The organism is Cycloclasticus sp. PY97N (assembly GCF_002443175.1).
In the GTDB taxonomy this organism is placed as follows: Bacteria; Pseudomonadota; Gammaproteobacteria; order Methylococcales; family Cycloclasticaceae; genus Cycloclasticus; species Cycloclasticus pugetii.
The window spans coordinates 2,304,662-2,322,361 of the sequence record NZ_CP023664.1; the positions used below are offsets into that span (position 1 = coordinate 2,304,662).

The 17,700-nt window shown below is 43.4% G+C and carries 15 protein-coding genes; 1 reads left to right on the forward strand and 14 read right to left on the reverse strand.

Annotated features, from left to right (window positions below; all coding sequences use genetic code 11):
* Position 1 precedes the first annotated feature (1 nt).
* The 4 genes from CPC19_RS11195 to CPC19_RS11210 all read right to left on the reverse strand — a co-directional run bounded on the left by CPC19_RS11195 (position 2) and on the right by CPC19_RS11210 (position 5,984).
* The gene (locus CPC19_RS11195; RefSeq protein ID WP_016390934.1) at positions 2-937 is read right to left on the reverse strand and encodes a Nudix family hydrolase; all 936 of its coding nucleotides are present in this window, start codon (positions 935-937) and stop codon (positions 2-4) included.
* A gap of 27 nt (positions 938-964) precedes the next feature.
* Entirely contained in the window at positions 965-2,185 is a 1,221-nt protein-coding gene (gene argJ, locus CPC19_RS11200; protein ID WP_016390935.1) for a bifunctional glutamate N-acetyltransferase/amino-acid acetyltransferase ArgJ, read from the reverse strand.
* Positions 2,186-2,278: 93 nt separating this feature from the next.
* Positions 2,279-4,933 (reverse strand): preprotein translocase subunit SecA, encoded by a 2,655-nt coding sequence (gene secA / locus CPC19_RS11205; protein WP_016390936.1) that lies wholly within the window; start codon positions 4,931-4,933, stop codon positions 2,279-2,281.
* A 139-nt stretch (positions 4,934-5,072) separates the two neighbouring features.
* Positions 5,073-5,984 (reverse strand): M23 family metallopeptidase, encoded by a 912-nt coding sequence (locus tag CPC19_RS11210; protein ID WP_016390937.1) that lies wholly within the window; start codon positions 5,982-5,984, stop codon positions 5,073-5,075.
* A 27-nt stretch (positions 5,985-6,011) separates the two neighbouring features.
* Here CPC19_RS11210 and CPC19_RS11215 point away from each other — a divergent pair, with 27 nt between their 5' ends.
* Entirely contained in the window at positions 6,012-6,452 is a 441-nt protein-coding gene (locus tag CPC19_RS11215; protein ID WP_016390938.1) for a DciA family protein, read from the forward strand.
* A gap of 1 nt (position 6,453) precedes the next feature.
* On the opposite strand, the gene lpxC is transcribed toward CPC19_RS11215, so the two are convergent.
* From lpxC to murD, 10 genes are all read right to left on the reverse strand, one after another.
* Positions 6,454-7,368, reverse strand: a complete 915-nt coding sequence (gene lpxC, locus CPC19_RS11220; protein ID WP_016390939.1) for a UDP-3-O-acyl-N-acetylglucosamine deacetylase — start codon at positions 7,366-7,368, stop codon at positions 6,454-6,456.
* 160 nt (positions 7,369-7,528) lie between these two features.
* Positions 7,529-8,695 (reverse strand): cell division protein FtsZ, encoded by a 1,167-nt coding sequence (gene ftsZ / locus CPC19_RS11225; protein ID WP_015005183.1) that lies wholly within the window; start codon positions 8,693-8,695, stop codon positions 7,529-7,531.
* Between the two features lie 49 nt (positions 8,696-8,744).
* Positions 8,745-9,974, reverse strand: coding sequence for a cell division protein FtsA (gene ftsA, locus CPC19_RS11230; RefSeq protein WP_015005182.1), 1,230 nt, complete (start codon positions 9,972-9,974; stop codon positions 8,745-8,747).
* A gap of 5 nt (positions 9,975-9,979) precedes the next feature.
* A complete protein-coding gene (locus tag CPC19_RS11235; protein ID WP_016390940.1) occupies positions 9,980-10,771 on the reverse strand; it encodes a cell division protein FtsQ/DivIB in 792 nt (263 codons plus the stop codon).
* Entirely contained in the window at positions 10,768-11,706 is a 939-nt protein-coding gene (locus CPC19_RS11240; protein WP_016390941.1) for a D-alanine--D-alanine ligase, read from the reverse strand. The genes CPC19_RS11235 and CPC19_RS11240 overlap by 4 nt, the downstream gene beginning before the upstream one ends.
* Positions 11,703-12,605: a UDP-N-acetylmuramate dehydrogenase gene (gene murB / locus CPC19_RS11245; protein WP_015005179.1), complete on the reverse strand. Its 903-nt coding sequence runs from the start codon at positions 12,603-12,605 to the stop codon at positions 11,703-11,705. The genes CPC19_RS11240 and murB overlap by 4 nt, the downstream gene beginning before the upstream one ends.
* A 12-nt stretch (positions 12,606-12,617) precedes the next feature.
* The gene (gene murC, locus CPC19_RS11250) at positions 12,618-14,072 is read right to left on the reverse strand and encodes a UDP-N-acetylmuramate--L-alanine ligase (RefSeq protein WP_016390942.1); all 1,455 of its coding nucleotides are present in this window, start codon (positions 14,070-14,072) and stop codon (positions 12,618-12,620) included.
* Complete coding sequence (murG, locus tag CPC19_RS11255; protein WP_016390943.1) at positions 14,069-15,130, reverse strand: undecaprenyldiphospho-muramoylpentapeptide beta-N-acetylglucosaminyltransferase; 1,062 nt, start codon at positions 15,128-15,130, stop codon at positions 14,069-14,071. The genes murC and murG overlap by 4 nt, the downstream gene beginning before the upstream one ends.
* Positions 15,115-16,311 carry a putative lipid II flippase FtsW gene (ftsW, locus tag CPC19_RS11260; RefSeq protein WP_016390944.1) on the reverse strand — a complete coding sequence of 399 codons (1,197 nt, stop codon included), beginning with the start codon at positions 16,309-16,311 and terminating at the stop codon, positions 15,115-15,117. The genes murG and ftsW overlap by 16 nt, the downstream gene beginning before the upstream one ends.
* Positions 16,308-17,693, reverse strand: a complete 1,386-nt coding sequence (gene murD / locus CPC19_RS11265; protein ID WP_236610545.1) for a UDP-N-acetylmuramoyl-L-alanine--D-glutamate ligase — start codon at positions 17,691-17,693, stop codon at positions 16,308-16,310. Before murD ends, ftsW begins: the two co-directional genes overlap by 4 nt.
* Between the last annotated feature and the right edge of the window lie 7 nt (positions 17,694-17,700).

Below are 17,700 nucleotides of genomic sequence, written 5' to 3' on the forward strand. Positions count from 1 at the left end.
GTTACCTGCCAAATGCTCTTATACCAGCCACACCATAAGCACCATTTGACAGCGCTTTATCTAGCGTTTCTGGCCCTACGCCCCCTAGAGCAAAAACAGGTAGCGGCACGGCCTCACTTAACGACTTAAACTGCGGCCAGCCTAAAGGCTTCATGCCTATATGCGTTTGTGTTGCACATACAGGTGATAACACGGCAAATAATACGCCCAGTTCCTTTGCTGCCTTTAGTTCTTGTTCATTATGGCAAGAGGCGGCCAGCAAAACACCTTTCAGTGAACTGGCTTTATTTTTCATAGCTAGCACCTCGTTAGCACTTAAGTGTATCGCCTCAGCATTCATCTCTAATGCATCAGTCATACTGCTATTAATAAATAAACGAACATTGTTATGTTTACAAAGAGCCATCGCTTGCTCAGCTAAGTGTTTAAAGCCACCCTTATTAAGCGACTTTGCTCGCCATTGAATCATCGTATACCCGCCTGATATTAAGGCCTTTAAATTGCTTAACATCTCTTCTTCTCCGCCTATAGACTCATCAACAATTGGATAATACCGAGGTAAATTCAACGCATCGATGATCGCCTTGTTTGCTGCAGGAAATGAGCTTTTGTCTAACGAATCGATCGCAAGCCATTTAATCGGTTGACCTTCCATTCCACATGCCTTGCCTTGAAAGCTTTCAACCAGGTACACCTCAAGCAACACACCTATATCGTTATAATCGTGCTTCACCTGTATAAAGGGAACTGCCGTTAACACCTCTATATTTAACTCTTCTAGTAGCTCCCTTTTTAACGCGTCTTCAGTCTTTTCGCCTTCTTCGACTTTACCACCCGGAAATTCCCACAAGCCACCTTGATGCGCCTTCTTAGAGCGCTTACTAATAAGCACCTCATTGTATTGATTTTTTATAACCCCGACCGCTACCTTTAACATCTGTATATCAATACTATGTCTAATACTTTATGAGCGGTATTCAGCATTTATTTTGACGTAATCGTAAGATAAATCGCAGGTTAATACACGGGATGAACAGTCTCCTTGAGCCAGACAAATACGAACACAAATTTCATCTTGATTCATAACCTTTTGGCCCTGCTCTTCAGTATAGTCAGCTGAACGCTTACCGGCCTTAACAATACAAATATCATTTAAGTAAATTGAAACCGCATCAACATTTATTGTTGCTATGTTCGCTCTACCTACGGCGGCTAGAATCCTCCCCCAATTAGGGTCTGAGGCAAAAAAGGCGGTTTTTACTAATGGTGAATGCGCAACCGTATAAGCCACTTCCTTTGCATCACTTGCTGTATAAGCTTGTTCAACCTGAACGTTTATTAGTTTTGTAGCGCCCTCTCCATCTCTTACAATTGCTTCGGCCAAATAACTACACAGCTGTTTTAATGCTGCTAAAAACACTGGGTACCGTTTATCACTTTGCGTCTCAATCGGCTCTATATCAGCCGCTGCGGTTGCCATTAATACGACAGCATCGTTTGTTGACGTATCACCATCTACCGAAATACTGTTAAAAGACATATCCACAGCCTCCTTCAGCATAACCTCGAGGATTTTTCTGCCAATCGGCATATCAGTCGCAACATAAGATAGCATCGTCGCCATATCTGGCCTTATCATGCCTGAGCCTTTTGCAATGCCCGTTATGGTGACCTCTGTGCCATCCAACTGTAATGTACAAGAGCAGCCTTTTTCACAGGTATCGGTTGTCATAATGGCTGCAGCCGCTTTTTGCCAATGCTGTTCGCTTAAGGTATCTACTGCCGTTTGCAAACCACCTACAAGCTTGTCTACTGGTAACGGTTCGCCAATCACTCCTGTTGAAAACGGTAATACCTGTGTTTCTTTAGCATTCACTTTGCTTGCAAGTTCTGCACAACATGTTTGCGCTGTCAACAAACCTGCGTCGCCCAAACCAGCATTTGCATTGCCTGAATTAATCAGTAGATAACGTGGAAAGTCTTCGGCTAAATGTTTTTTAGCCACTGTAACGGGCGCTGCACAAAATTTATTTTTTGTAAAAACAGCCGCAACCTGTGTTTGCGCAGTCAGTTCAAATAGCGTTAGGTCGTCACGTACAGTTTGTGAAATACCCACTGATGCGGTGCCAATGCGAACACCTGATATTGCTTTTAATTCTAAAGGGACAGTTCCGCCTACAGGCATGATTAAGCTCCTAATAAACAGTTATAGTTATAAAGTTAAGTAGCCCTTAGACTATAAAAAGCCACCTTACTCAAACGAGCGCTTAACGTAGCCTCACAGCTTGCCGTGGCACTGTTTAAATTTCTTGCCAGAACCGCATGGGCAAGGGTCATTCCGGCCAATTTTTTTATCCGAACGTTTAAAAGGCTGTGCCTTGTCGGCTTGCTCATCGTTCTTCTCTTCACCTAAGGCATTTGCATCATCATGCTTGTATTCCATGGTTTGATGAATACGACGTTGCTCATCAACGGCTTGAACATCTTCTTCTGCACGAACTTGGACCTTTGTTACCAACTGAACAACATCTCTTTTTAATGTATCTAATAACGATGTGAAGAGCTCAAAGGCCTCGCGTCTATATTCCTGTTTCGGATCTTTTTGTGCATAACCACGTAGATGAATACCCTGTCTTAAATGTTCCATCGCACCTAAGTGATCCCTCCACAACGAATCTAATGTTTGCAGCATCACCGATTTTTCAAAGTGCCGAAGCACCTCTGCACCTGCTAATATTTCTTTTTTAGCATAGTCATCGCTGATTGTTTTTAGGATTAGCTCGCGCAGACTGTCTTCATGCAAGCTATCATCTGTATCTAATAGCTCTTGAATATTAAGCTTGCAGGAGAACTCATCCTCAAGAGCAGCCTGTAAGCCTGCAATATCCCATTGCTCTTCGATTGATTGTGCTGGAATATACACATCAATTAATTGGTTAACGACATCTTCACGTATAGAAACAATAGTATCGGCAATATCTGATGCCTCCATAATTTCATTACGTTGATCATAAATCACTCGACGTTGATCATTCGCCACATCATCGTATTGAAGAAGTTGCTTACGAATATCGAAGTTATGCCCTTCTACTTTACGTTGAGCATTTTCAATCGCTTTACTCACCCAAGGGTGCTCAATCGACTCACCTTTTTCTAAACCCAGTTTTTGCATCAAACCAGATACACGTTCTGAGGCAAAAATTCGCATTAAGCTGTCTTCTAACGATAAGTAAAAACGACTTGCACCAGGGTCACCTTGACGCCCTGACCGGCCCCTTAGCTGATTATCTATCCGGCGCGATTCATGCCTTTCTGTACCAATCACACGGAGACCACCGGCATCTAGTACTGCCTGATGCTTTTTTTGCCATACTTCAGATGACTCGTCTTCGCTCTTGCCACCCAAAACAATATCGGTCCCCCGTCCGGCCATATTAGTCGCAATAGTGACCGCCCCTAAAGCACCGGCATTGGCAATAATTTGTGCTTCACGTTCATGCTGTTTAGCATTAAGCACCTCATGAGGCACCTTCTTCTTGGTTAGGCTGGACGATATATATTCAGAAACTTCAATAGAGGTTGTACCCACTAATACTGGCTGCTTTCGTTGGTAGCAATCTTCGATATCCTCAATAACCGCTTCGTATTTTTCTTTCGCTGTTAAATAAATAAGATCCCCGGCGTCTTCACGCGCCATCCCACGGTGTGTTGGAATAACAATAACTTCCAAACCATAAATTTGTTGAAACTCAAATGCTTCGGTGTCTGCAGTACCGGTCATTCCCGATAATTTGTCATACATCCTGAAATAATTTTGGAATGTAATAGACGCCATCGTTTGGTTTTCACTTTGAATTTTAACGCCTTCTTTTGCCTCTACTGCTTGATGAAGCCCCTCGCCCCAGCGCCGGCCCGGCATTGTTCTTCCAGTAAACTCATCAACAATAACCACTTGACCATTTTGAATAATGTAATCGACATCTTTGTGATACAGCGCACTAGCTCGTAATGCAGCATATACATGATGCATCAACCCAATATTAGTGGCATCGTATAGGCTTTCATTTTCACTTAATAGGCCGCTACTGGTCAGTAGTTCTTCAATTTTTTCATGGCCTAACTCTGTCAAAAAGACTTGTTTCGACTTCTCATCAACGGTGTACTCACCACCCTCTTGCGACTCAACCTCTTCTGTAAGGTCTTTTACCAACTCGTTAAGCTTGATATATAAATCACTTTTATCATCTGTTGGGCCTGAAATAATCAATGGTGTTCTTGCTTCATCAATTAAGATTGAATCAACCTCATCAACGATCGCGTAATGCAGCTCACGTTGAACCTTGTCTTCGACACCAAATGCCATATTGTCTCGAAGGTAATCAAAGCCAAACTCATTATTAGTGCCGTATGTAATATCTGCTGCATAGGCTTCGCGTCGCTGTTCAGGGCTCATCGAATTGACGATCACCCCCGTTGTCATGCCTAAGAAGGCGAACAACTGCCCCATCCATTGTGAATCACGTTCAGCCAAGTAATCATTCACTGTCACCATATGAACGCCCTTACCGGGCAATGCATTCAAATAAGCTGATAACGTGGCAACCAGTGTTTTACCTTCACCGGTTTTCATTTCGGCGATGTGTCCATCATGAAGCACCATCCCGCCAATTAGCTGCACATCAAAATGACGCATGCCTAAGGCGCGAACACCAGCTTCTCTAACCACTGCAAACGCTTCAACGATTAATGAGTCGAGTGTTTCATCTTGTTCAAGTCGAGCACGAAATTCATCCGTTTTCGCTTTCAACTCAGTGTCACTTAAGGCACTGATTGATGCTTCAATCTCATTAATTTTTTTAACGGTTTTTTGTTTTGCTTTTACCAACCGATCATTACGACTACCAAAAACTTTCTTTACGATATTTGAAATCATTACAAATAAACTTTAGTGTGAAACGAAAAACCAAATGATACCGCATATGGTTCACTGAAACCTGCTTTTTAGGCCCATTCAAGCCCTATTCATAACGCTTTAAATTAGAATGTAAAAGGACGTAGGAGTAAGTACTGCCTTAGCTTGAAGAATACAGGTATTTACGGGGATTCACTTTCTTACCGTTGCGCATTACTTCAAAGTGAACATGTGGCCCGGTAGAATGACCCGTTGACCCCATTTTAGCGATAACATCATTTTGTTTAACGACATCGCCTAATTTGACCACTATTTCCTTATTATGCCCATAGCGGGTGACGTACCCTGAGCCATGGTCAATTTCAATTAAATAACCATAACCGCCTTTTTTCCCCGCGTAGGTCACCAAGCCAGATGCAGCGGCTAAAACACTGGTCCCTGTCTTGCCTGCAATATCGACACCATGGTGAAATTTTTTCTTGCCAGTAAATGGATCTGCTCGGTAACCGTAATACGATGACAACCATCCTTTTGCGACTGGTAACCCTGCTGGGCGAACCTCTTTAGACAACTCTTTATTTGCCGAAAAAACACCCAATAACGTTAATTGTTTTTCGCGTAAAGATAACTGTTTATCGAGTACTTGAATATCATGCAGCAATTGGTTTTCTGTAAAACTTTCTGCTGAGTCCGGCAAACCTGCACTGCCGATGGCTGGTAATTCGTCAAAATTAAATTCTGACGCCGTTAAATTAGCCTTCTTAACAAGGTGCTCACCAACCGCATTCAGCCTCGTCAATTGTGCTTGCATTTGCCCAACTCGTAAGGCAAGGTTATCCAGCGTATTTTGAGTTTTCTCGCGCACTCTTTCCAGCTCTATTCGCTGGGTTAATAACTCTTGAGATACCTTCCCTGATTGTTCGGTTAACCTAACTTCGGTCACCGATGGCATATACCAATAAACTGCTAGTAATAAAACAAAGCTACCAAGTAACCCATAGGTAACTTTTTGCTGGATCGCAGAAAAGTTGATGGTTTTCTTTTTACCTTTTGTTAACAGTATAATTTGCATATTATTTATTTTTTATCTTAACAACATATGTTTAAACAACCTTTCAAAAACAACAAGTCATCCTTGAATGGTTTACAGCATATTCAGCAAAGCTTGCATCAACAAAAAACACTTCTGCGTCTTGTTCAACGATCAATAACTGAAGATTTGGCAGCTCATTGTTTGCATGTCACCGCCAGTAAAAACACGGTAATCTTATTCACCGACTCTTCTGTCTGGGCTTCAAAACTACTGTATCTACGCCAACCTATTCTAAACGCCTTATCAAATTACTTTGGTGAACGGGTTCGTACTTTAAAGGTTAAAGTGCTATCTAAGCACACAGCAAAAACACCGCTTTTGCCTAAATCGCCATCCAGTCATACATTGAAGTGTCTTACAGAAGCCAACGATTCAGAACAGGCAGACTCGTTAACCCATTCCATGAATAAACTCATCAAGACACTACAAAAAAACAAGCTATCTTAGTTTAAACACCCGCAGGTAGTGGTTCTATATATGAAATAGGGAATTGGTCATCTTCTTCAAACGTTACTTCTTCCCAAGCATCCTCTTGAACCAACAACTCTCTTAATAACTTATTATTAAGCTCGTGCCCCGATTTATGGCCATGAAACTCACCAATCAAGCTATGCCCTAGTAAGTATAGGTCACCAATAGCGTCCAAAATTTTGTGTTTCACAAATTCATCTTCGTAACGCAAGCCATCTTCATTTAAGACTCTAAAATCATCGACGACAATGGCATTATCCATGCTTCCACCCAACGCTAAGTTGCGTTGACGTAACATTTCAATATCCTTCATAAAACCAAAGGTACGTGCACGGCTTATCTCTTTAACGAATGAAGTTGAAGAAAAATCAATAATCGCCTCTTGTGTACGCGATTTAAATACTGGGTGATCAAACTCAATACTAAACCCGACCTTAAAGCCTTCAAAAGGGACAAAGCTCGCCCACTTATCGCCATCCTCTACTCGGACTTCTTTTTTGATACGAATATAGCGTTTCGCTGCGTTTTGTTCTTCTATACCAGCCGATTGTAGTAAAAAGACAAACGGGCCTGCACTGCCATCCATGATCGGCACCTCAGCAGCACTTAAATCAATGTAAATATTATCAATACCCAATCCAGCGATGGCCGACAACAAGTGTTCAACAGTAGAGACTCGTACGTCACCTTGTATCAAGGTGGTTGATAATTGTGTGTCACCTACATTTTCTGCTTTTGCTGGAATAACGACTGCTTCGTCAAAATCTATTCTGCGAAAAACAATACCGGCATTGACGCCTGCAGGGCGCAACGTTAAATAAACCTTTTCGCCACTGTGTAAACCAACACCCGTAGCACGAATCACGTTTTTCAGCGTTCGTTGTTTAATCATTTAAAACTCCCAAGCAGATAAATTCAATTTATTTTTATTGTCATTATTGCGGGATATTAACACATTTTGCAATTTAACAATAAGCCATGCATTGCCACGTACTCAGTTATTTTACCGCCCTCAACACATTTCAATATCCAAGGGCGGTTCACGGTCTCAACTAATCGGCTTGCCTTCTTAAAAACGCAGGTATATCCAAATAAGCAGGGTCTAAGGTATTATCTATACCACTGGTTTTTTGATCCGCCATTTCCGCTTTTCCATCACGCATGATTGTTGGAATATCAAAATCCTCTTCCTTCAGGTCAGCCGTTTTAATGGCTTCTCTTTTCACTTGAACAATCGGCGTTGGTTCTTCAGCCACTTTTGCCTTGCCACCTAAACCAGTTGCAACAACAGTTACTCGCATTTCGTCTGACAAATCAGGATCAATAACCGTACCGACAACGACATTCGCATCATCCGATGCAAAATCTCTAATCGCTTGACCGACCTCTTCAAATTCACCTATAGACATATCTAATCCAGCCGTGATATTCACTAAAATACCGCGAGCGCCTTGTACATTGATATCTTCTAACAAGGGGCTGTGAATGGCCGCTTCTGCAGCTTCGCGTGCTCTAGATTCTCCTTTTGCATTACCTGTTCCCATCATCGCATCACCCATTTCTGACATAACAGTTCTAACGTCAGCAAAGTCGACATTAATCAAGCCAGGGCAGGTTATTAATTCTGCAATCCCTTGTACAGCGCCTAGCAAAACATCATTCGCCGCTTTAAAGGCATTTAGCAGACTCATTTCTTTGCCCAGTACGTGCAATAACTTTTCATTCGGAATAGTAATTAATGAATCAACGTGAAGTGCTAATTCCTCTATCCCTTGTTCTGCCAATAACATTCTTTTTTTGCCTTCAAATGGGAAAGGCTTAGTCACTACAGCTACTGTTAAGATACCCATTTCTTTTGCTATTTCGGCCACTATTGGCGCAGCACCTGTCCCTGTTCCACCACCCATTCCTGCTGTGATAAAGACCATATCAGAACCGACGATTACTTCTTGAATTCGCTCTCTATCTTCAATCGCTGCTTGACGGCCCACTTCAGGGTTCGCGCCTGCACCCAAGCCTTTTGTACTATTATTACCTAACTGCAATACCGTTTTAGCTGGTGTGTCTTTTAGAGCTTGCGCATCTGTGTTGGCGCAAATAAATTCCACACCATCTATTGCACTATTAACCATGTGATTCACGGCATTGCCACCGCCACCGCCAACACCAATGACTTTAATTACTGCATTTTGTGTATGTGCATCCATTAATTCAAACATATCAATTCCCCTATCTTGTTAATCTAAATACTAAAGTCTCTATTTATCGTTAAAAATTACCTTGAAACCAGCTCTTCATCTTTTCCCACATAGCTTCAAAACCATTTTTCACCTCTCCACCACTTGCCACACTATTTTGCTGCCCAAACAACAACAACCCAACACTGGTTGCATATATCGGATTACGAACCACCTCGCTTAAACCAGACACATACTGCGGATAACCCAGGCGAACGGGCATGTGGAATACCTCTTCTGCCAATTCAACCAATCCCTCTACCTTTGCACTGCCGCCCGTTAGCACAATCCCTGCGGCAACAATGTCCTCGTAGCCCGAGCGCCTCAGCTCAGCCTGTACAAGCATCATTAATTCCTCATAGCGAGGCTCAATAATTTCAGCCAAATTTCCACGTGAAATTTTTCGTGCCGGCCGATCGCCTATGCTTGGCACATCAATCATTTCGTCCTCTTGAACTAATTGAGTCAGCGCACATGCATATTTCAACTTAATTTCATCGGCATGCTGGGTAGGCGTCCGTAATGCAACAGCGATATCATTAGTAACTTGGTCTCCGGCAATTGGAATAACCGCGGTGTGGCGAATAAAGCCATCACAAAAAACTGCAATATCCGTCGTGCCACCACCAATATCAACCAAACAAACGCCCAGTTCTTTTTCATCATCCGTGAGCACCGAACTGCTCGATGCCAGCTGCTCTAAAATGATATCGCCTACTTCTAAACCACAACGCCTTACACATTTAATAATATTCTGCGCTGCACTCACTGCGCCGGTCACAATATGTACTTTTGCTTCCAGCCTGATGCCCGCCATTCCAACAGGCTCTTTAATGCCCTCTTGTCCATCGATAATGAATTCTTGTGGCATGATGTGAAGAATCTTTTGATCCGCAGGAATAACCACTGCCCTTGCCGCATCAATCACTCTCTCTATGTCTGATGGAATCACTTCGCTTTCTTTAATACCCACCACGCCACTGGAGTTCAAGCTACTGATGTGACTGCCTGCTATCCCCACAAATACTGAGTGAATTTGACACCCCGCCATCAACTCAGCCTCTTCTACAGCGCGTTGAATTGAATGCACTGTAGACTCGAGGTTAACCACCACGCCTTTTTTCAAACCTCGCGAACTATTGGTTCCGATACCGATGACATCAATCGTTCCATCTGGGGTTATTTCCCCCACAATGGCCGCCACTTTAGATGTACCTATATCTAAACCAACAATTAAATTCTTATCACTGTTTTTCTTCATTGTTCTTAGCCTTTAACTGGCTGATCCTTTTTCAATTTTAATGCGGCTATTTGCTCAACCCGGTCAGCAAATTTATAACCGTCTTTCCACTGTACGGACACCCCATTTGGGTAACGCAAATCCACCTTCGCAAGCTGATCTATCAAACTGCCTTCCAGCGATGCCAATAACCTTAATGATTTACCAATTGCCTGTTCAGGCGACTGATGACCCACACTTACTTTTATGCCATTGCTCATTACTGCCGACCAACTACCGTGCTCTGCTAAACTCAATTTGCTGACTTGAATACCCGTGCTTTTTATTGCGTTATTAACTTTTCTATATTCTTCAAGTATCGCCTGACTACTCGTCTCCACGCCTGATAAACTTGGCAATGTTTCTAAGCTTTTATCAAATACCGGTTTAAATACCTCGCCCTGTGTATTCAGCAAGGCCGTTTTATTCCAAATCGCAGCAGGCTTTTGTTCCACCAAGGTCAACACAATAGTATCTGGCCACACACGCCTAATTGTTGCTTTATTCACCCAGGGTAAGGCCGTCGCGTGTTTAACAATTTCACTGCTATTCATCGCGAAATACCCGGTATCAACTAATGCTGATAACGATGTTGAAATATCCTCAGCTGTCACATAATTTAATTCACCACCGATACGCACCTGTTTAATGGGCATCGTGCTTGGTTGCATTAACCAGCTAACGAACTGCCATACAACAATCGCTACTATTAGAGAAAGAACGCTCTTTTTAACCAACACTTCATTTTGCTGAAGCAAATCAATCATCACACTCTTCATGCCCCCTCCTTCGCAAAGCTGGTTTCCAATATCTGCCAAACTAATGTATTAAAATCAATACCTGCCTGTTTTGCGGCCATTGGGACTAAGCTGTGGTCGGTCATTCCAGGTACCGTATTTATTTCTAATAACTGCGGCTTACCTTGTGCATCTAACATTAAATCAACGCGCCCCCAACCTTCACCAGCCAACAACTTAAAGGCTTTAATCGATAAGTGTTGTAAGGCTTGTTCTTGTTCAGCAGTTAACCCACAGGGGCAATGGTATTGAGTTGTTTCTGCCTGATATTTCGCTTCGTAATCATAAAACTCATTGGGGGTTTCCAATCTAATCACTGGCAACGCTTTATCTGCTAGTACAGCCACGGTGTACTCTGCTCCTTCAACCCACTGCTCTGCCATAACATCACAGGTAAATCTCATTGCTTTTTTATACGCTTCACGAAGCTGCTCTATGGTATTTGCTTTTGCCATCCCCAAACTAGAGCCTTCTAGCGCTGGTTTAACCATGACTGGAAAACCTAGCGCAACTACGCATGCGTCTATATCGGATTCTTTTTCTAGCACCATCCATTTTGGTGTTGGAAGCCCAGCACCCAGCCAACAGTTTTTTGTTCTTAACTTATCCATGCCCAATGCAGACCCCAATACACCACTCCCTGTGTAGGGAATGCCAATTAGTTCTAAAGCACCTTGCAATTGGCCATCTTCTCCACCACGCCCGTGCATAATATTAAAAACACGGTCTATACCTTTTTCTTTTAACTGCATGATGTCAGAGGCTGCCGTATCAAACTTAATCGCATCAACCCCCTGTGCTTTAAGGGCTGACAAAACGGCCTCACCACTTAATAATGAAATGTCACGCTCAGCAGCATGCCCACCCATTGCCACAGCAACCTTGCCAAAAGATTTAGCGGATTGAATAGTGCTCATTGCGCCTTTTCCTCACCGATAATACGAACTTCTGTTTCAAGCAAAACACCCTGATTTTTATGCACCTGACCTTTGACATATTCAATGAGACGTTCAATGTCCTTAGCCGTGGCATGACCTGTATTTAATATAAAGTTCGAATGTTTCTCTGATACTTGCGCACCGCCAATTCGATAACCTTTCAAGCCTGTTATTTCAACTAAATGCGCCGCATGATCTCCTTCAGGGTTTTTGAAAACAGATCCACCGCTAGGAACATTTGTAGGTTGTGTTTGTGAACGTTTAGCCAATAACTGACGTATTTTTTCACGACTTTCTTTATTGCCACCTTGAGGAATATCTAAATAACACGCTACAAACCACTCATCATCAGCCAGTGATACTGAGCGATAGCCCACGTCAAAATCATCCGCATCGCGTACTATTAAATCCCCGTGCCGATTCAACAAAACAACCTTACTAACTAACGCCCATGTTTCACCACCAAATGCACCAGCATTCATAGCTAACGCACCACCCATTGTGCCGGGAATACCGGCTAAAAACTCCGCCCCAGACAAGCCTTTTTCTGCAGCTAGTTTAGCCACCAAAGCACACGGCACACCTGCTTCAACTTTAAGCATTCCGTCAGCCAATTGTTCCATCTGTTTTAAACAACCTCGTGTATAAATGACTGAGCCGCGCACGCCACCATCACGAATTAATACATTACTACCCAAACCCAACCAAAGTACTGGCTCGCCAGCTGGTAGCGACTTCAAATATTGTTGTGCGTCCTCTATACCTGCTGGTTTATATAACCGATCTGCAATACCACCCACACGCCATGATGTATAACGAGCCAAGGGCTCCTTCTCCATCAAGCATCCTGTTAATTGGTGAGTATTTTTCATCATCATATTCATAAGCCCCTAGGTCGTTTGCCCAAGGTCGCTTAAATTATTTAACTGTTTTTCTAACTTTGCAGATGCGGCACCAATATCTCCGGCCCCAGAAGTCACCACAATGTCATTGGCTAATAAAACACCATCTAAAACATCGGGGAGTTGCTGAATATCCTTGACGAATACAGGAATAATTTTTCCTCGTTGCCGAATGGCCTTACTCAAGGCTGCCCCATCAGACCCAGCAATTGGTTTTTCACCAGCAGCAAACACGTCAAGTAATACCAATACATCCACCTCATTTAACACATCGACAAAATCTTCGAACATATCGTGTGTTCTAGAGTAACGGTGTGGTTGAAAAACCAAAACCAAGCGCTTGTCTGACCAGCCTTCACGCACAGCTTTAATGGTGGCGATAACTTCACGAGGGTGATGCCCATAGTCATCAACCAATAAAGCTGAACCACCTTCTCGCTTTATTTCGCCATTCACTTGGAAGCGTCGTCCAACACCCTTAAAGTGATTCAGGCCAGATGCAATCGCCTCATCAGATACGCCCAACTCACTGGCCACTGCAATTGCCGCCAGAGCATTTAAAACATTATGTTTACCCGGCATATTCAAGGTTAACGGTAACTGCCCCTTATTACCCAAACGCTTTAAATTAAAATGTGTTCGAAAGCCTTCTTGTTTTACATTCAACGCCTGAAAATCTGCCGCTTGATCAATGCCATAACTCAAAATAGGTTTGCCAATCGATGGCGCCAATTCGCGTATATTCTCATCATCAACACACATCACCGCTAAACCATAAAATGGCAATTGATGTAAAAACGACTGAAAGGCATCTTTCACTTGCTGAAAATCGCCACCGTATGTACTCATATGGTCTTCATCAATATTGGTGACCACTGCAATCATGGGTTGAAGGTGTAAAAATGACGCATCACTTTCATCTGCTTCTGCAACCAAGTAATGGCTTTCACCCAGTTTTGCATTTGACCCTGCACTGTTTAACAAACCACCAATCACAAAGGTAGGGTCCAGTTGCCCCTCTGTCATCAGCACTGCCAATAGACTAGTTGTTGTGGTTTTTCCATGCGTACCGGCAATTGCAATACCAAACCTAAACCGCATCAATTCCGCAAGCATTTCAGCGCGCGGAATAACCGGCACACGTTGCTCTTTCGCAGCAACAACTTCTGCATTGTCTTTTTGAACCGCTGTTGAGGTTACCACTACATCGCAATCGTCTACATTCTCGGCCATGTGCCCGATGTAAATGGTCGCACCTTGGTTCGCTAATCGCTCAGTTACTTTACTATTACGAATATCTGACCCTGATACCTCATAGCCAAGGTTGATCAACACTTCGGCTATGCCACTCATTCCCGCACCACCAATGCCGATAAAATGAATACGCTTAAGTTTGCCAAAACCTAAGTGCGCTGAATAATGTTTATGCGTATTGGGCATCATAAAGCCACCTCCAAACAAGCATTAGCAACTAATTCTGTTGCCTCTGGTTTTGCTAACGACCGTGCTTTTTTACGCATATCTGATAATTGATTTTCATTAGTAAGCAAGGCCTTTAATGTTTCTGACAGGTTCTGTGATGTCAGTGTCGACTGCGGCATCAACACAGCCGCCTCTGCATCTGCTAAGTAGGCTGCATTTTTAGTTTGATGATCATCTATGGCATGCGGCAGTGGTACAAGAATGGAAGGTAAGCCCATTATTGCTAACTCAGAAATGGTCATTGCTCCTGCCCTACAAATCACAATATCAGCCCATTGATATACTTGCTTCATATCCGCAATAAACTCTCGAATATCTGCTGCAACACCCGCCTCACCATATTTTTCTCTGGCAATCTGTATGGTCGCTTTGCCTGCCTGATGAATAACGTTAACGCTTAAACTAGCCTGTAGGCTTTGTAATGCCTCAGGCACCACCTCATTCAATACCGATGCACCCAAGCTACCACCAACGACTAAAATATTTGTGTTTTTCTTTGGCTCACCCACCGAGCTGCCTAACAACTCTTTTCTAACTGGGTTACCTGTAAAGATAGCGCCTGTCTGTTCATCAAAACTATTTGGAAAGGCTTCTAATACCCGCTTAGCCAACTTTTTTAACAAACGATTTGTTGTACCTGGCACCCGGTTTTGTTCATGTATAACCAGCGGCGTTTTGTGTAACCAAGCCATCAAACCACCAGGGCCTGAGGCAAAACCACCCAGCCCTAATATCACATCGGGTTGACGACGACGAATGATGTTAGAGGCCTGATAGCAGGCTTTTAACAACATTATTGGCGCTAGCAATAAGCTCAGCAGACCTTTGCCTCGCAAACCGGATACGCTTAACCAGTCAATTTCAATACCGGCTTCCGGCACTACTGTTGCTTCAATGCCCTTTTTGGTGCCTAACCAGCTAACCATGTGTCCTGCATTCTGTAAGTAATCTGCCACAGCCAAGGCTGGAAAGACGTGCCCACCTGTGCCACCCGCCATAATCATTATGCGTAATGCCATGCCGCGCCCCCTTTCAATTGAGACATGTACTGTTGTTGTGTTTCATGGTAAATACGGCACAACAAACCCACGACCATGCACATTACAATCATGCTACTGCCACCATAGCTCATTAAAGGCAAGGTTAACCCTTTCGTCGGTAACACACCCATATTTACAGCAATATTTACAAACGATTGCAGGCCAATCCAGACACCTAAACCGTAAGCTAATAATGAATAAAATCTTAGGTTTAATCGCTCTGCGGCCTTACCTATTTGAAAAGCACGCCATAGCAATAAACCAAATAACAAAATCACTACACTAGACCCTATAAAACCCAATTCTTCACTGAGAACCGCAAAAATAAAATCGGTATGCGCTTCTGGTAAATAAAACAACTTTTGGATACTACTACCTAGCCCTACCCCAAACCATTCACCACGGCCCATTGCAATAAGCGATTGAACCAGCTGAAATCCCGAACCTAAGTGATCTGCCCAAGGATCCATGAAAGCTGTCACTCGTTCCATTCTGTAAGTTGAAGAGGCAATCGCCAGTACACCTAATACAACTCCCATCAACACAAGGGTCAAAAACTCTATAAGGCGTGCACCCCCTAAAAACATCATGCACATCACACTAAAGCCAATAACAAACGTTGCACCAAAATCAGGCTCAGCCAACAACAAACCGAACACCACACCTAGCGGTAGCATAGGGCGTATTACCCCTTTGATAGACTCGCGGACAACATGAACATGACGCGTTAAAAAACCTGCCATATAAACAATACAAACAAGCTTTACAATTTCTGAGACTTGAAGTCGAGCTACGCCCAAATTAATCCAGCGGTAACTACCATTTACCTTCACGCCGATACCCGGAATAAACACCAAGACCAGTAGGGCGATCGCTACCAAAATTAGGTTAGGCCCACTTTGCTCCCATGCCGATAATGGAACATTAGCCATGACAAACGCCAAGATCAAACCCACAACAATATGTGCCGCCTGACGTGCAGGATAATGCCACATATTGTCGAACACTCTTTCGCCAATGTGTAATGAAGCCGACACCACCATCACATAACCAATGCAAAGCAAACTTATCGCCGCAAATAACATCCAGCCATCTAAATAGTAACGGCCGCGTCTTGCCACTCGTGAAGAATCTCCTACGCTTAACATCGCAGCACTCATCGTTCTAACGCCTCCACAGCCGCCATAAAATGCTCACCACGTTGCTGATAACTTGCAAATTGGTCCAGCGATGCACAAGCAGGCGACAATAATACTGTGTCTCCAGATACTGCATGCTCAGCGGCTAGTTGAACGGCTTTTTCGATATTAGCAACCAATTCACAAGGTATTGACCCAACCGCTTCTTGCTGAAACCTTTTAGCATCACGCCCAAGCAATATAACCAATGAAACATTTGACTGAATACTCTGCTTTAACAAACTAAAGTCAGCGCCTTTTCCATCACCGCCAGCAATTAGAATAATTGGAGCAGGCAAACCATTTAGCGCCGCTAAACAGGCTCCTGGGTTGGTGGCTTTAGAATCATTTATCCATGTAACACCCTTTAACTCAGTCACCCATTGCGTTCGATGACTAAGGCCTGAAAACTCTCTTAATGCTATTTGTTGAGCCGCTACTGGAATCTTTAACGCATCGGCCATCGCCATCGCAGCTAGAGCATTTTGAATATTATGTGTGCCTTTAATTTTTAACTCAGCAACTTGCAAAATAGGCTCACTACCTTTTGACAACCACTCTCCGCCGTCCACCGATAACAGACCATAATGATCACCATTAGGCTGATCCAAACCAAATGAAACACCTTGACGTTCCGATGGTAATGCCAATGCGTTAACCATCTCGTCTTGACGGTTAAAAACCGCTACGCCCTCACCAAAAAAGATTCGTTGTTTCGCATCACAATAAGCCACCACGCTGCGATAACGATCCATATGGTCATCACTAATGTTCAGCAGCGCCGCCACATCAGCTTTAAGCTGAGAGGTTCTTTCAAGCTGAAAACTAGATAGTTCTAAAACATACAAGTCGGCCGTTTTCTCGGTTAACAAATCTAAAGCCGGTGTCCCTAGGTTTCCACCGACTCGAACATCCCATTGAGCTTTTTCAGCCATCTGTCCCAATAAGGTAGTCACGGTACTTTTTCCATTTGAACCAGTAATACCTACAACAGGCGCATCTACACACACCGCGAAAAGGTCTATATCACCAAACACAGGCACACCACGTTCTGATGCTGCTTGAATTTCTTGCTCCTCCAACGTCACCCCAGGACTCACAATAATATGCGTCGCTGCTTCAAAAAAATCATGATCAAAACCGCCAGTAAACACAGCAATATCTCGAAATGATTCTTCAACCACATCTAAACCAGGCGGAGTTTCACGGCTATCAACCACAGCCACTTCAATATGATTTTGTTGCAGGAATCTAATCACCGATAAACCGGTCACGCCCAGACCCACAACAAGTACACGCACGCCATCTTGATCCAAGCCCAAACGGGCTAAACCTAAACGTTGATAGTGAAAATCATTTTGCATCAGTGCT

Coding starts and splice junctions, on each gene's coding strand:
- CPC19_RS11195 (WP_016390934.1), bottom strand. CDS start 937: ATGTTAAAGGTAGCGGTCGGGGTTATAAAAAATCAATACAATGAGGTG.
- argJ (WP_016390935.1), bottom strand. CDS start 2,185: ATGCCTGTAGGCGGAACTGTCCCTTTAGAATTAAAAGCAATATCAGGT.
- secA (WP_016390936.1), bottom strand. CDS start 4,933: ATGATTTCAAATATCGTAAAGAAAGTTTTTGGTAGTCGTAATGATCGG.
- CPC19_RS11210 (WP_016390937.1), bottom strand. CDS start 5,984: ATGCAAATTATACTGTTAACAAAAGGTAAAAAGAAAACCATCAACTTT.
- CPC19_RS11215 (WP_016390938.1), top strand. CDS start 6,012: ATGTTTAAACAACCTTTCAAAAACAACAAGTCATCCTTGAATGGTTTA.
- lpxC (WP_016390939.1), bottom strand. CDS start 7,368: ATGATTAAACAACGAACGCTGAAAAACGTGATTCGTGCTACGGGTGTT.
- ftsZ (WP_015005183.1), bottom strand. CDS start 8,695: ATGTTTGAATTAATGGATGCACATACACAAAATGCAGTAATTAAAGTC.
- ftsA (WP_015005182.1), bottom strand. CDS start 9,974: ATGAAGAAAAACAGTGATAAGAATTTAATTGTTGGTTTAGATATAGGT.
- CPC19_RS11235 (WP_016390940.1), bottom strand. CDS start 10,771: ATGAAGAGTGTGATGATTGATTTGCTTCAGCAAAATGAAGTGTTGGTT.
- CPC19_RS11240 (WP_016390941.1), bottom strand. CDS start 11,706: ATGAGCACTATTCAATCCGCTAAATCTTTTGGCAAGGTTGCTGTGGCA.
- murB (WP_015005179.1), bottom strand. CDS start 12,605: ATGATGATGAAAAATACTCACCAATTAACAGGATGCTTGATGGAGAAG.
- murC (WP_016390942.1), bottom strand. CDS start 14,072: ATGATGCCCAATACGCATAAACATTATTCAGCGCACTTAGGTTTTGGC.
- murG (WP_016390943.1), bottom strand. CDS start 15,130: ATGGCATTACGCATAATGATTATGGCGGGTGGCACAGGTGGGCACGTC.
- ftsW (WP_016390944.1), bottom strand. CDS start 16,311: ATGAGTGCTGCGATGTTAAGCGTAGGAGATTCTTCACGAGTGGCAAGA.
- murD (WP_236610545.1), bottom strand. CDS start 17,693: ATGCAAAATGATTTTCACTATCAACGTTTAGGTTTAGCCCGTTTGGGC.